This window comes from Ligilactobacillus aviarius subsp. aviarius DSM 20655 (genome assembly GCF_001436315.1).
GTDB classification, from domain to species: Bacteria; Bacillota; Bacilli; order Lactobacillales; family Lactobacillaceae; genus Ligilactobacillus; species Ligilactobacillus aviarius.
On sequence record NZ_AYZA01000009.1, the window covers coordinates 12,385 to 26,190 of the forward strand.

15 protein-coding genes are annotated in these 13,806 nt (G+C 42.3%); 13 read left to right on the forward strand and 2 right to left on the reverse strand.

Features of this window, described 5'->3' with window-relative positions:
* Positions 1-9: 9 nt before the first annotated feature.
* Positions 10-543, reverse strand: a complete 534-nt coding sequence (locus FC33_RS01345) for a 3'-5' exonuclease (RefSeq protein ID WP_057826828.1) — start codon at positions 541-543, stop codon at positions 10-12.
* A gap of 149 nt (positions 544-692) precedes the next feature.
* Between FC33_RS01345 and murB the strand changes: the two genes are divergently transcribed.
* The 7 genes from murB to FC33_RS01380 all read left to right on the forward strand — a co-directional run bounded on the left by murB (position 693) and on the right by FC33_RS01380 (position 7,192).
* On the forward strand, positions 693-1,598 hold the full coding sequence (murB, locus tag FC33_RS01350; RefSeq protein WP_057826829.1) for a UDP-N-acetylmuramate dehydrogenase: 906 nt from the start codon (positions 693-695) through the stop codon (positions 1,596-1,598).
* A gap of 295 nt (positions 1,599-1,893) precedes the next feature.
* Positions 1,894-3,249, forward strand: coding sequence for a phosphoglucosamine mutase (glmM, locus tag FC33_RS01355; protein ID WP_057826911.1), 1,356 nt, complete (start codon positions 1,894-1,896; stop codon positions 3,247-3,249).
* A 100-nt stretch (positions 3,250-3,349) separates the two neighbouring features.
* Positions 3,350-4,066 (forward strand): B3/B4 domain-containing protein, encoded by a 717-nt coding sequence (locus tag FC33_RS01360; protein WP_057826830.1) that lies wholly within the window; start codon positions 3,350-3,352, stop codon positions 4,064-4,066.
* 171 nt (positions 4,067-4,237) lie between these two features.
* On the forward strand, positions 4,238-4,594 hold the full coding sequence (locus tag FC33_RS01365) for a hypothetical protein (RefSeq protein WP_057826831.1): 357 nt from the start codon (positions 4,238-4,240) through the stop codon (positions 4,592-4,594).
* 156 nt (positions 4,595-4,750) lie between these two features.
* Positions 4,751-5,347: a DUF805 domain-containing protein gene (locus tag FC33_RS01370; protein WP_235803875.1), complete on the forward strand. Its 597-nt coding sequence runs from the start codon at positions 4,751-4,753 to the stop codon at positions 5,345-5,347.
* A 20-nt stretch (positions 5,348-5,367) separates the two neighbouring features.
* Positions 5,368-6,321: a hypothetical protein gene (locus FC33_RS01375; RefSeq protein ID WP_057826833.1), complete on the forward strand. Its 954-nt coding sequence runs from the start codon at positions 5,368-5,370 to the stop codon at positions 6,319-6,321.
* Positions 6,311-7,192: a hypothetical protein gene (locus FC33_RS01380; protein WP_057826834.1), complete on the forward strand. Its 882-nt coding sequence runs from the start codon at positions 6,311-6,313 to the stop codon at positions 7,190-7,192. Before FC33_RS01375 ends, FC33_RS01380 begins: the two co-directional genes overlap by 11 nt.
* Positions 7,193-7,241: 49 nt before the next feature.
* Here the strand turns inward: FC33_RS01380 and FC33_RS01385 are convergent, their stop codons facing one another.
* Complete coding sequence (locus FC33_RS01385; RefSeq protein ID WP_057826835.1) at positions 7,242-7,922, reverse strand: hypothetical protein; 681 nt, start codon at positions 7,920-7,922, stop codon at positions 7,242-7,244.
* 254 nt (positions 7,923-8,176) lie between these two features.
* Here FC33_RS01385 and FC33_RS01390 point away from each other — a divergent pair, with 254 nt between their 5' ends.
* From FC33_RS01390 to FC33_RS01415, 6 genes are all read left to right on the forward strand, one after another.
* Complete coding sequence (locus FC33_RS01390; protein ID WP_057826836.1) at positions 8,177-8,695, forward strand: sigma-70 family RNA polymerase sigma factor; 519 nt, start codon at positions 8,177-8,179, stop codon at positions 8,693-8,695.
* Positions 8,696-8,846: 151 nt separating this feature from the next.
* On the forward strand, positions 8,847-9,071 hold the full coding sequence (locus FC33_RS01395; protein WP_057826837.1) for a DUF1659 domain-containing protein: 225 nt from the start codon (positions 8,847-8,849) through the stop codon (positions 9,069-9,071).
* Positions 9,072-9,107: 36 nt separating this feature from the next.
* Complete coding sequence (locus tag FC33_RS01400; RefSeq protein WP_057826838.1) at positions 9,108-9,335, forward strand: DUF2922 family protein; 228 nt, start codon at positions 9,108-9,110, stop codon at positions 9,333-9,335.
* 264 nt (positions 9,336-9,599) lie between these two features.
* Complete coding sequence (locus tag FC33_RS01405) at positions 9,600-10,241, forward strand: TetR/AcrR family transcriptional regulator (protein WP_057826839.1); 642 nt, start codon at positions 9,600-9,602, stop codon at positions 10,239-10,241.
* The gene (locus FC33_RS01410) at positions 10,234-11,973 is read left to right on the forward strand and encodes an ABC transporter ATP-binding protein (protein ID WP_057826840.1); all 1,740 of its coding nucleotides are present in this window, start codon (positions 10,234-10,236) and stop codon (positions 11,971-11,973) included. Before FC33_RS01405 ends, FC33_RS01410 begins: the two co-directional genes overlap by 8 nt.
* Positions 11,966-13,801, forward strand: a complete 1,836-nt coding sequence (locus FC33_RS01415; RefSeq protein WP_057826841.1) for an ABC transporter ATP-binding protein — start codon at positions 11,966-11,968, stop codon at positions 13,799-13,801. The genes FC33_RS01410 and FC33_RS01415 overlap by 8 nt, the downstream gene beginning before the upstream one ends.
* The last annotated feature ends 5 nt before the right edge of the window (positions 13,802-13,806 follow it).

Sequence of the window (13,806 nt, forward strand, 5' to 3'; positions counted from 1 at the left end):
GCCTTTTTTCTATACACTTTGCACATACGGTTTCAGTGCCGGCGTACCAAAATGATTGATCTGTTCAAGTAAAATATTGGCACAGGCTTCGCAGTCATCAAGCGCATTGTGGTGATGCTCAAGGTTGATGTCGAGCGCATCGCAAACGGTATTCAACCGGTAATTCGGTAATCCCTTGTAGAATGCCCGGCTGGTTGCCAGCGTATCAAGGGAAAGGTAATGCGGTTCCGGTAATTGATAGTGTTCCAATGTTTTCTTGAGAACGCTGTTGTCAAACCGCGCATTGTGGGCGACCACGATTTGATCCGGACCGAAAAATTGCTGAATGTGCGGCCAAAGTTCATTGAATTTCGGCGAGTCAGCAACCATTTCCGGTTTGATACCGTGAATTTGAATGTTGCGCCAGAAAAAGTCTGATTCCGGTTTGATCAGTGAATATAATTCATCAACGATTTGATTATTTTGAACAACGGTCAGCGCTAACGAGCAGGCACTGTCCCGCTTGCCGTTGGCCGTTTCAAAGTCGATTGCCACAAAGTCCATTGGTTTGCTCCTTCAAAGATTTATTGCCATTATTGTATCATTTTATTGCGGAATATTTATAATAAAAATGTTAAAATGAAAAAGCAAGCAAATTCGAGCAGAATTGTGAAGATTTGATTTGAATCAAATTGAGGTTTGAGGGTTTTAATATGGATTTTGAAAAGTTAACAGTTAAAAAAGAATTACAGGGAATCGAAGTTCAGTTTGATGAACCGCTCGCAAATTACACCAATACTTGTACGGGAGGTCCAGCTGATATTTTAGCGTTGCCGGCTTCAATTCAGGAAGTCAAGCGCGTAATTGACTGGACGAATCAAAAAAACGTGCCGTTGACAGTCATCGGGAATGCCAGCAACCTGATCGTTAAAAACGGCGGGATTCGTGGCATGGTTATGATTTTGACAAAGTTAGACCGGATCAAGTTGTTAGCGAACCAAGTTATTGCGCAGTCGGGTGCATTGCTGATCGATGTTGCGCAAAAGGCAAGCGAAGCCAGTTTAAGCGGCATGGAACCTTTATCAGGAATTCCAGGCAGTGTTGGTGGGGCGGTCTTCATGAACGCTGGCGCATACGGTGGCGAAATTTCACAGGTTGTTAAGTCGGTGGAAGTGATTACCCGTCAAGGTGAATTAAAAACTTATCGCGGCAATGAATTGCGTTTTGGTTACCGCCACAGCCGGTTGCAGGATGAAGACGAAATTGTTTTGCAAGCAACCTTTTCACTAAAAGCCGGTAATCAGGAAGAAATCATCAACGCCATGCGCGAATACAGTTTCTTGCGGGCTTCCAAGCAACCCCTTGAATATCCGTCATGTGGCAGTGTTTTCAAACGCCCAGTAGGACACTATACTGGAAAATTGATTCACGATGCGGGGCTTCAAGGGTTCCAAATCGGCGGTGCGCAGGTTTCAAAGAAACACGCCGGCTTTATTGTTAACGTTGATCATGCAACCGCAACGGATTACATGGATGTGATCCATCACATTCAACGGACAATCAAAGAAAAATTTGACGTTGCCCTTGAAACCGAAGTGCGGATCATCGGTGAAGATTAAAAATTAAATATTGCTTTCATGGGACTGTGGCAGTTGTCGCGGTCTCTTTTTTCGCACCGAAAAAAGAAAAGTGTAAAAATGATAAAATTTAGAGTCAAGCAATGCCTAATTATGACCAGAATCACGGTATCGAACCGCGGTTGTTCAAGATAAGACTAATCATTCAGCGGGGTTTATGTTAAAATATCACTATTGTGGGCTCTTTTGTTTTAACAATTTATAAGAAACAAGGGATGCCAAAATGATATAATAGTTATATTAGTTACTAATATGAAATGAGGAAAATACGATGAAATTGAAGTATTTCGGAACAGATGGCGTTCGGGGCATTGCGAATGAATCTTTGAGCCCTGAATTAGCATTTAAATTGGGCCGTTGCGGCGGTTATGTATTAACGCAACATGCTACAAATAAGGAACGGGCACCACGCGTTTTAGTGGCACGTGATACCCGGATTTCAGGCCAAATGCTTGAACACGCATTGATTGCCGGATTACTTTCAGTTGGAATTGAAGTGTTCGACTTAGGCGTAATCACAACTCCTGGGGTGGCATACTTGGTTCGTTTGCAAGATGCTGACGCCGGGGTCATGATTTCAGCTTCGCACAATCCGGTTCAAGATAACGGAATCAAGTTCTTCGGTGGCGACGGCTACAAGTTGTCTGACGAAAAGGAAGCCGAAATTGAAGCTTTGCTTGATAAGGATGAAGACACATTGCCACGTCCATCAGCAGAAGGCTTGGGAACAATGAGTGACTTTAAGGAAGGTGCTTTGAAGTATACTCAATTCCTTGAACAAACAATTCCGGATGATTTATCAGGAATGCACATCTGCGTTGACGGGGCAAACGGGTCAACAAGTACGTTGGTTTCACGCTTGTTCGCAGATTTAGGCGCAGATTTCACAACGATGGCCACGAATCCCGATGGCTTGAACATCAACAATGGCGTTGGCTCAACTCATCCAGAAGCCTTAGCCAAATTCGTTGTTGAACAGGGTGCGCAAGCCGGCGTTGCCTTTGACGGGGACGGCGACCGCTGCATTGCTGTTGATGAATTAGGTAACATTGTTGACGGCGACAAGATCATGTACATTTGCGGGAAGTATATGAACGAACGCGGCCGGTTGAAGAAGAGCACGATCGTAACGACCGTGATGAGTAACCTTGGAATGTACAAGGCAATGGAAAAGGCTGAAATGAATTCAGTTAAGACGCAGGTCGGCGACCGGTACGTTGTTGAAGAAATGTTGAAGGACGGCTACAACCTCGGCGGCGAACAATCAGGCCATGTTGTCTTCTTAGACTTCAATACAACGGGGGACGGCATGTTGACGGCCCTTCAATTATTGAATGTCATGAAGCAAACCGGCAAGAAGCTGTCTGAATTAGCAGCCGAAGTTGAAAAGTATCCGCAAGAACTTGTAAATGTTCGCGTAACGGATAAGAAGGCGGCATTGAACAATTCCGCAATTCAAAAGGTCATCAAAGAAGTTGAAGCCAAGATGGACGGCGAAGGCCGCGTCTTGGTTCGTCCTTCAGGGACCGAAGACTTATTACGGGTAATGTGCGAAGCCAAAACTCCTGAATTGGTTCATGATTACGTTATGGAAATCGTGAACGTTGTTAAACAACAAATGGGTGTTGAATAAGCGAAATGAATGAAACACTGGCTGTGAAAACGGCTGGTGTTTTTCTTCTCTTGTCCCACTTTTTTAACTGCCTTAAAATTAAGGTGAGGAGGAAAAAGAAATGAAAAAATTTATCTTAGATGAATCATTGTTTGAAAAGTTCCCGGAAGCCGAAATCAAGTATTTTACGGTCGACGGAATCAACAACCACGTTGATGAAAAGGACGACCCGTACTTTGAGAAACTGCTTGCGGATGCGAAGGAAGAATCCAAGAAGTACATTCAAGCCGAAACGTTCCGCAACAATCCGGTCGTTGCTAGTTGGCGCAAAGTGTATCAACAATTCAAAAAGAAAAAGGGCGCCCGGTCATCAATTGAAGCAATGCTGAAACGCGTCAGTCAGGACCGCGACTTTAAGCCGATCATTCCGTTAGTTGATTTATATAACAGCGTTTCATTGCGGTATGGTGTTCCGTGCGGCGGTGAAGACCTTGATCAAATGAATGGCGATATGCACTTGGGCGTAACTGCCGGCGGCGATGAATTCTGGCCGTTGGGAGCCGATGACAGCGAACCGACACTTCCGGGCGAAGTCTGCTACTACGATCAAGGTGGAGCAATTTGCCGCTGCTGGAACTGGCGCGAAGCTAAACGAACCATGTTGACGGAAGATACGACGCATGCCGTTTTAGTAACTGAAGCCGCAACTAAAGAACAGGCAGCAAACATGGAACCCGCAATGGAAGATTTACGGAAATTAGTGGGCGCTTTCTTCAAGGTCGAACCAGGTGAGCTCATCACGTTAAATCATGATAATCCAAGCGGCGAAATGAAATAAAAATCAATCTGACACCAACTGTGAAAGCAGTTGGTGTTTTTTAATGTCAAAGTTTAAGAAAAGATTAATTTTTTAAAATGAATCGTAATCGTAATTTAAATATTGCTATCATTTTAAGAGACGTGAGTGAATTACGGAATGAATTTAATAAAAAGATTCTAGGAGTAAGCGATGAAATTATTGATTTCAATTGTGCTTGTTGCGTTGATCGTGTATGCGGTATATATTGCAAAATATCTATCATCGCGGGCAAAAAAGATTTGTACTGTGATTGCAATCGTAATCGCGATTGTAACTGGAGTGGTTTCCGGCGTCCTTCCAATTGTTGGAGAGCTAATTGGATTTAAATGTGATTTAACGGTGGCTTCAAAAGCGACTGAATGGTTCCCAATGTTATGGATGCTTGGAGGAGCTGCTGGAATTGCGATTGGAGTTGCATTGGGGATAATTGTAGCTTTGATTCTGGGAATTATAGTTATTGTTTGGGGAACTATATGTAAGTATCGAAGGCGCTCGCAGAATAATTAATAAATTACAATAAAAGAATTTGAGGAGTAAGAAATGGTATTTGGATTGGTTTTAGTATTAATTGTTGCAGTAATATTCATGCTCTGCATGGCCCATTCTCGTTCTTTGCATTTCGGGCTTACGGGTAAAATCATCGCGATCATTGCGCTCCCGTTTGTGGGGGCAATCATTGGTCTTTTAGGTGATTTGGCAGTCGCTTCCCAATCGGTTGAATGGTTTCCGGTGTTATGGATGTATGGCGGCTTCATTGGGATGATTGCCAGTCTCGTCGTGGTGATTATTACTGCTACGAAAGCAAGTCATGAAAACGGAGGTGAGCCCGTGGTCGTATTTAACCCGGACGGAACTGTAGGAAAGTTAAAGGTTACCTTTATTCAAGGGTGGAAATCTTTTTTCCGCAATGCATTTAACTTTAACGGCCGGGCTAACTTGCAAATGTTTGGCTGGGGCCTGTTATCATATGTGATTATTAATTTTATATGGTGCTTGATAGTGAAAGTAATCAGCGGATGTTTGCAAAATGGTTCGTGGCTGTTGATGGCACTTTCCGGGCTGGTTTTACTCGGACTAATGATTCCGCTGTTAGCCCTGAATGTCCGCCGGCTTCGTGATACGGGAATGAAGAACGGGCTGAACTACACGTTAAATATAATTGGTTTTATTTCGCCGATGTTTCCGATTATCGGAATGATTTATAAAATCGTTTTGCTTGTTTTGCTGTGCATGTCGACAGGAAAGTTTCAGAAAGAATAGCTGTGTAAGGATGAATAAAAATGAACGGAATAAGGAAGAAAAATCAAAAAACGATTTTAGATGCCACTTTTGAAGAGAGCCGCAAGTTAGTCGATGAATCGTATGTTGAAGAAGCATTGAAAGTATCGAGTAACAAACAGGACCGGAATCGCTTTTGGGGCGAAGTGGTAATGATTTTATTTGGGACTATTTCTATAATAATATTTACGCATTTACCAGTTACAAATTCTAACTTTGATAAAAAACTAATGTGGACGCAATTTATTTTTAACTTTTTGGTAGTATGTAATTTGATTTTGACTTCTATTTTTATTCTATATGCATTAATTAGCAAGATAAAAATTCGAAAAAATAAATTTTTAAGAGACTATGATTTCAATCAAAAAATGATTGTTGGATTTGGAATATCATGTATTTTTATAGCAATAATAATGTTACCAATAACTGCATCATGTTTACATTCAGTAATATTTGAACCTTTGTATATAATTATCGATGTTGTCATTAGTTATAAGATAATTATAAAACTCTATGGTGAAGAAATGGCAGTTTTGTATGGCAGTGCTTATCAAAATCATCGGGCAAAGAAAGCCAGTAAAATAGCGGACTGGATTTCTAAAAACATTATTGTATTAGGAGCAATTCTTTTTGTAATCAAAGATTTATTTTCAGGATTAAAAGATATTCAAGAAGTGTTGTTGACTATATTTGCACCATTACTTTTTATGGCTCTATGGTGGATATTACTATGGTTTTATTTTGAAAAAACACTTAAAGGTTATTATTTAAAAAAATATAGTGAACAGTACCGACAACTTTACGGTTATTCTAGAGATGAATGGTATGGCGATAAAGTTGATGATTGGAACCGAATGAAGACGATTGAAAAACACTTAAAGTTGAAGGAAGAAGAACGCAAGGTTAAACAAAAGATTAATCGGGATGTAAAAGGGAAGAGTGAAGATGAAGAGTAAACGATTATATGGGGCTTCATTTGAAGAAAGTCAAAATTTAGTTGATAAAGAATTTGTAATAAAGTCTTTAAAGGAATCAAGTAACAAACAGGATAACGGAAGATTAGAAGGAAAAATTTTTACGTTTCTTTTGGGGCCTTTGGTAATAAAATTTTTCTACTTTTTTAAAAATTATGGAGGGCCGGCAGCATTTCCAGACAAACTTCTTTGGAGTAATAATGTGTTTAACATTTTATTTTATATTACTCTAATTTTTTCAATAATTTTTATTTTAGAAAGTGTCTTTTGCAAAATAAGGTATAGTAAACGAAAGGCTAATCGGGAATATAGCTATACTACCCGAATTGTAGCGGCTTTAAGTTGGTTTTGTGTTTGTGGAGCAGTAGCTTTTCTTTCTGCAACGGGATCAGCCTTGAATTCGGTATTCATGGAATACTTTTATGTGATTCTAATCATCTTTCTGTTTTGGTTTATTAACCATAAATTAAATCAGAACATACTCAGCATTCTTTATCATCAAGGAGAAAAAAAGGATGTCTTATCGAAAGCGGAAAAAATAACGAATTCGATTTCAAAATATGTTTTGATTTTGGCTGCAATTTGGATTTTGATCAAGACAGTTATTACTGGATATCAGGATTTAATTGGCGCTTTAATGTGTGATACTTTTCCGCTTTTTATGGCCTGCTTCATGTATGCGGGAATATACATTTACAAACAAGACATCGTTCAAGGTTATTACTTGAAGAAGTATAGTGAACAATATCGCCAGCTCTACGGTTTTTCTAGAGAAGAATGGTATGGAGTTGGAATCGAAGATGATGAACGAATGAAATTAATTGAAAAGCATTTAAAGGAAATAGTGGATTAAAAATAATCCTGATAAGTAAAGAAGTTGCGTAACTTACGCAACTTCTTTTTTACTTAATTATCCGTTTAATATCCCACAAACTCATCCCGAAATTATCCTTCAAGATCTTGACGATCCGCGACGTTCCTAACGAATTTATGATGTTGGCGACTTCTTGATTAGTAAGTGTCGTTTCATAATGTGGCGGCAGTTTAACCGTGAACCGCTGCGGGAAGATGGCTTGAGCCACGCCGTAACACTGGTACGCGGTATTTTTATTGGTTTGAAAAACTTTGCGGTCGACCTCCAGCCGGATTTCAATGTCGTATTCCGGGACATCGACCGTGAAGCGGTACGGGCTTTCCTTGCGAATCGGATATTTGTTTAAGAAGACCCAGCAACCTGGATGGCGTGTCATTCCAGCTGCGGGGAAAATCAGGCATTCTTTGCCCATGATCGGCAGCTGCCGCGTTCCGGGGTGCGAAGTTTGATAAAGATGGTTGACGATCCCGTCGATCAGAACTGCCCCAAGATCACCGTGCGGCGCAAGCAGCTTTTTGATCAGTACTTTCGGAGTTTGCGAGGTCTTAATGATCGTGCCATCGTTGCGAAAAATCATGGTGCGCAGATTTTGTTCATGGATTTTACAAAACATGATGGTCGTTGCTGGATCGAGGGTGGCATCATGATCGATCACGATCCGGGATGAATGGCGAAGCTGGTTCGTATTAACATGATATGTAATCAGCATGGGCATAACTCCTGACTGGATTATTAATTTTTATTAAAAATGATAATATTTTGTTATATTTATAAATTTTACTTAACGGTTAGCACTCCTGTCAACGCTTTCTTTAATCATTCTGAATTTTAGAATTCGATTCAATTCTAAGCCTTTGAAATTGATTGCTATCTATTAAGAATTAACCGAATTTTTTATGCTTGAAGTATCAATTTGGCCAGGTTGAAATTCAAACAAAGGAAACGTCATGACCGGATTTGAATGTGGAAAATCAAGATGGATTTAAGGAATTATTAGCCGATGACACCGTGATTTATGCGGTGTTGAAGAAGCTGCATATTACGAAAGCCCATAATGAGTATGATGATTTGGTTTCGGAAGGGCGCCTGCTGTATTTAAAGGCGTATGCGACGAATCAGTATACCGGAAAACGCCGGTTTAATTATTTCTTCACCAAGATCTACTGGGGCTTGCTGGATTATTTAAGCAAGCAGCAGCGCAATCATGAAGTTGAAGCGCCAATCATTTCAACTGCTGATGAAGACTGGGATATTGTGGATGACCGGGTCGATGTGCATGCTGGAATTGAAGAGGCGGAGTTATTGGCAGCCGTTCGCGCAATCTGTACTGCGAAGGAATGGCTGTACGTTGAACAACGGCTTCAAGGCAAAAAAGTGGCGGAAATTGCCGCGCAAATCGGGGTTCATCCGAATGCGATTTATCGGCGTAAAGCCCGGTTGCGAAAGAAAGTTGAATCTTTTTTTGAAAAAAATCAATTTTGAGGGTGGGAAAAATCGCGGGTCAATTCGTTAATAAAGATGTAAGGGGCGCGCGACTTACACCACCACGATGAACTTGAAAATCGGTTTTGATCCGATGACAGGTCGTGATCGAACTTGATTTTCAGCCATTTAGAAATTGGAGGAATTTAAAATGACAGTTAAAGCAGAATGGAAGAAGACCGGAATTTACCTTGAACATGATTTAGGCGAAGGCAAGACCCGCCGGCGGACATTTAACGGCGTGAATGCCAGCGCAACTGACGACAAGATCGCGGAATTTGCTGAAATCATCGGCAAGTTGACCGGCGAAAATGTTGTTAACATCAAGGTTACCCGGACCGAAGAGCTTTCAGCTTCACCAGCAGTTAGTGAATAATCGGTCAGCGAATTAATTACGAAAGAGGGAATTTAAATGAAGAAATTAAACTTAGGTTTTCGCTCAGCAACGAAGAACACAATGCACCACTTGCAGCTTAACTACGTAAAAACGGAACTTGAAGCTGAACCGTTGAAGAAGTACATGGCGCAGATTGCAGCGTTAGGAATCTTCAGCGATAAGAACGGTGAAATGGTGTTCGCAACGCCGGCTTCCGCAAGCTACATTGATACGGAAGAAAAAGTGGTGTTTGCGGAAAAATAGGTTGATATAAGGTTTAGAGATCCTGCTGAAAAGCAGGATCTTTTTATATCTAAAAAAAACCTTTTGAATAGCAATCATCATAGTTGGGGTTTATACCAAGGGGATACTTTCGGACATTTAAGGTGTTGAGTTCCAATTAAATTTTAAGTAGGAAGCGAATTGAAATGGAAATGATTCAAATTAATTTGACATTTGATTCTTAAAGCACTAATATGACATATTGTCATATGACAGTGTGTCATATAATTAGAAAGGAATGAAAAAATGCCGAAGCAAACATTTCTGAATCTTCCGCAGGAGAAGCAGCGGCGGCTATTGAAGGCGGGTTTTGAAGAGTTTTCTCGGGTGCCGGCGATTGACGCTTCCATCAGCAATATTATTAAACTTGCTGAGATTCCGCGCGGAAGTTTTTACCAGTATTTTGAAGATAAATATGATCTGCAGGCCTACTTAGTGATGCAGTTTTCGCAAGAGTGGTATCAAACATGGCGCCAGCTTTTGCAGGAACATCAGGGTGATTTCTTTGCAGCAGTGCCGCTTTTGTTCAAGGATATTCTTGATATGATGCGGGATGAAAAGAATCATGCCTTTTGGAAGAATACCTTTTTCCAGTTCCGTAATTCAAAGGAAATGCGCAAGGCGCTTCATCAGCAACGGCGGTCAAAACACGGGGATGACCGTGAGTTGATTAATCAGCAGAAATTACGAATCGAATTGACCGCGCATAACTATGTTTTGCTTAACCGGCAGATCACAACGATGATGATCCAGTCGATCAGCATGTATTTTATGGCGGACCGCTTCAACGTTGATGATCCGTATCAGGAAGCGATTCAAAATTTTAATACCTTATTGAATTGGTTACAATTCGGAATTCAAGATCAAGGAGGAAATGCGGATGATTAATCTATTGAAGAAACGATTGCCGAAGTCGAAGGTTATCGGAGCAACGATTTTCATGGCGATTCAAGTCATAACGACGCTGTACTTGCCGACGCTGACTTCGAACATCGTCAATAATGGGGTTGCGAAGGGCAATGTTCATTACATTTGGATGGTCGGTATTCAGATGATGATTTTCTCGCTGATCAGTGTTGCAGCCGCAGCGTTTAACGTTTATTTTTCAGCAAAAGGTTCGCAAAAGTTAGGGCAGCGGTTGCGCAGTGACGTCTATCGCAAAGTGATCAATTATTCGCATGATGAAATGAACCAGATCGGGACGTCATCATTGGTTACGCGGACAACCAACGACATTATGCAGATTCAAAACGTAACGTTGATGTTTTTGCGAATGATGTTGATGGCGCCATTGATGTTGATTGGCGCAAGTATTTTAGCTTACCGGCGGAGTGCAACGTTGACGACGATCTTTATTGTCATTTTGCCGTTGATCGCGGTCATTATGGCATTGGTGATCCGCTTTGCCGGTCCGTTATTCTTTGCGATGCAAAAGAAAACCGACCGCGTTAACCAGGTTTTTCGTGAAGGCTTAACGGGAGTCCGGGTCATTCGGGCCTTTCGGCAAGATGAACTGGAACAGCAACGCTTCGATGAAGTCAACAAGGATTACACGCACAATGCGATCAAAGTTTACAACATTACCGGGTTAATGATGCCATTGATGACGCTGATCATGAGTGCAATGAATATTGTAATTACTTATTGGGGCAGTCACTTGATTGCCTTTCAAGCCACGGAAGTCGGGAACATGATCGCTTTTATCACGTATGCAGCTCAAATTTTGATGAGTTTTGCGATGCTTTCAATGGTGTTCGTAATGGTTCCGCGGGCGCAGGCGTCAGCGAAACGGTTGAATCAGGTCTTGAACATGACGACGCCGATCACGGACGCTAAGGATCCGCAATCATTGGATAAACCATCGGCGCTTGAATTTGACAACGTGGCGTTCAAGTATGCGGATGCCCAAAAGGATGCGCTTGAAGGGGTCAACTTTAAGCTGCATGCCGGCCAGACGCTGGCGATCATTGGTGGAACTGGGTCAGGGAAATCGACTTTGATCAACCTGATTCCGCGGTTTTATGACGCGACTCAGGGTGAAGTTAAGGTCAATGGGGTCGATGTTCGGAACACGACGTTGCAGGCCATTCACCAGGCCGTTTCATTTGTCCCGCAAAAGGCGAACCTGTTTGAAGGCACGCTGCGCGAAAACATGCAGTTCGGGGATGCCAAAGCAACCGATGAACAGATTTGGCACGCCCTTGAGATTGCGCAAGCCAGTGATTTTGTGAAGGAACTGGACGGGCAGCTTGACGCGCACGTTGAACAGGGCGGCGCTAACTTTTCTGGTGGGCAGCGGCAACGGTTAGCAATTGCCCGTGCCTTGGTCAAACAAGCTTCCGTTTACGTTTTCGATGATTCATTTTCAGCATTGGACTTTAAGACGGACGCGAAGTTGCGGGCAGCCTTGAAAGCCGATGAAGAAATTCAAAAACACGTTGTGGTCATTGTTGGTCAACGGGTTTCAACGATTGCTGATGCCGATTTGATTTTGGTATTGGATAAAGGTCAAGTCGTCGGCCAAGGAACTCACCAGGAATTACTCGCAACGAACAAGGTTTACCAGTCAATTGTGAACTCCCAAATTCGGGAATCAAAGGAGGGTGAACAAAATGCCTAAACGAAATCGCGGTCCAATTGAAAAACCGCAGCACTTTTGGAAGACAACATGGCGGTTATTAAAGTACATGAAGAATCAGATTGCGGCCATTTTAGTTACGATGGCGTTGGCAATCACCGCGCAAGTATTGCAGATTCGCACGCCGAAAATTTTGGGTCAGACAACGACGACGATTTTTGAAGGCGTGATGAAAGGAACGGCAATGCAAAAAGCCGGCATTGCGATGCATCACTGGCCAATTGATTTTCACAAAATCGGCCACATTTTAATGATCGTCATGGCAATGTACGTCGGTTCAGCCGTATTAACGTTTATCCAACGGGTCATCATGAACTACATGTCGCAACATACCGTTTACAGCATGCGGAAACAGTTGAAGCATAAAATGATGACGGTGCCGGTCAACTTTTACGACACGCACTCGAACGGGGATATTATCAGTACGGCCATTAATGATATGGATAACATTTCATCAACTTTGCAGCAAAGCTTGATGCAGTTGGTTACATCCGTTGTTCAACTTGTCGGAACGTTATGGCTGATGTTGACGATCAGCTGGAAACTTACGTTGATCATCGTTTGCTCAGTGCCGTTAAGTATGATTTGTATCGGCATTATTGCGCCGCAATCGCAGAAAAATTTCGGTGCGCAACAAAAGCACCTCGGAATTTTGAACGGGGCAATCGAAGAAAACTATGCGGGTCAAAACGTGATCAAGAGTTTTAACCGGGAACAAAAGACGATCGATGATTTTGAAAAGGAAAACGAAGCCTTATACCAAGCATCATGGCGGGCCCAAATGGCTTCCGGAATTATGATGCCGATCATGTCATTTATCAGTAACTTGACTTACGTTTGCGTTGCGATTGTCGGTGGAATTCAAGTTACCAGTGGGCAGATTTCATTAGGGAACGTGCAGGCGATGTTGCAATACACGACCAACTTCTCGCAACCAATTTCCCAGTTAGCCAACCTGGCAAACACGATTCAATTAACGATTGCATCTGCTGAACGGGTCTTCGGCGTTTTGGATGAACCAGATATGCAGGAAACGAAATCCGGGTTACCGGTTGAAAAGGATCCGGCCGGGTTAATTGAATTTGAACACGTGAAGTTTGGTTATGACAACGCCCCGATTTTGATGGAAGATTATAATTTGACGGTCAAGCAAGGGCATATGACCGCAATCGTCGGGCCGACCGGTGCCGGCAAGACGACAATCATCAACCTGCTTGAACGGTTCTATGATATTAAAGGCGGTTCGATTCGGTTAAACGGGGTCGATACGCGGGATATGAGCCGCGAAGAATTACGGTCCCACTTTGCGATGGTCTTGCAGGATACATGGTTATTCTCAGGCACGATTTGGGATAACTTGAAGTACGGGCGCGAGGATGCAACGGATGAAGAGGTCCTTGCGGCTGCAAAGGCGGCGCATGTGGATGATTTTGTGGAACAATTACCCAACGGTTACCAAACCGTTTTGGATGAATCCGCTTCGAACATTTCACAAGGACAGCGGCAGTTGTTGACAATTGCGCGGGCGTTTGTAGCTGATCCCGAAATTTTGATTTTGGATGAAGCCACCTCAAGCGTTGACACGCGAACTGAATTACAGATTCAACATGCCATGAACAAGCTGCTTGAAGGGCGGACGAGTTTTGTAGTTGCGCACCGGTTATCAACAATTCAGGATGCGGATAACATTATTGTGATGAATCATGGTTCAATTGTGGAAACCGGAATGCATAATCAGTTATTGGCGAAGAATGGTTTCTACGCTGATTTGTATAATTCACAATTTGAAGGCAATATTCAGATGGATTAGGAGGA

Excerpts from the sequence above, each read along its gene's own strand:
- FC33_RS01345 (WP_057826828.1), bottom strand. The coding sequence starts at position 543 with ATGGACTTTGTGGCAATCGACTTTGAAACGGCCAACGGCAAGCGGGAC.
- murB (WP_057826829.1), top strand. The coding sequence starts at position 693 with ATGGATTTTGAAAAGTTAACAGTTAAAAAAGAATTACAGGGAATCGAA.
- FC33_RS01360 (WP_057826830.1), top strand. The coding sequence starts at position 3,350 with ATGAAAAAATTTATCTTAGATGAATCATTGTTTGAAAAGTTCCCGGAA.
- FC33_RS01365 (WP_057826831.1), top strand. The coding sequence starts at position 4,238 with ATGAAATTATTGATTTCAATTGTGCTTGTTGCGTTGATCGTGTATGCG.
- FC33_RS01375 (WP_057826833.1), top strand. The coding sequence starts at position 5,368 with ATGAACGGAATAAGGAAGAAAAATCAAAAAACGATTTTAGATGCCACT.
- FC33_RS01380 (WP_057826834.1), top strand. The coding sequence starts at position 6,311 with ATGAAGAGTAAACGATTATATGGGGCTTCATTTGAAGAAAGTCAAAAT.
- FC33_RS01385 (WP_057826835.1), bottom strand. The coding sequence starts at position 7,922 with ATGCTGATTACATATCATGTTAATACGAACCAGCTTCGCCATTCATCC.
- FC33_RS01395 (WP_057826837.1), top strand. The coding sequence starts at position 8,847 with ATGACAGTTAAAGCAGAATGGAAGAAGACCGGAATTTACCTTGAACAT.
- FC33_RS01400 (WP_057826838.1), top strand. The coding sequence starts at position 9,108 with ATGAAGAAATTAAACTTAGGTTTTCGCTCAGCAACGAAGAACACAATG.
- FC33_RS01405 (WP_057826839.1), top strand. The coding sequence starts at position 9,600 with ATGCCGAAGCAAACATTTCTGAATCTTCCGCAGGAGAAGCAGCGGCGG.
- FC33_RS01410 (WP_057826840.1), top strand. The coding sequence starts at position 10,234 with ATGATTAATCTATTGAAGAAACGATTGCCGAAGTCGAAGGTTATCGGA.
- FC33_RS01415 (WP_057826841.1), top strand. The coding sequence starts at position 11,966 with ATGCCTAAACGAAATCGCGGTCCAATTGAAAAACCGCAGCACTTTTGG.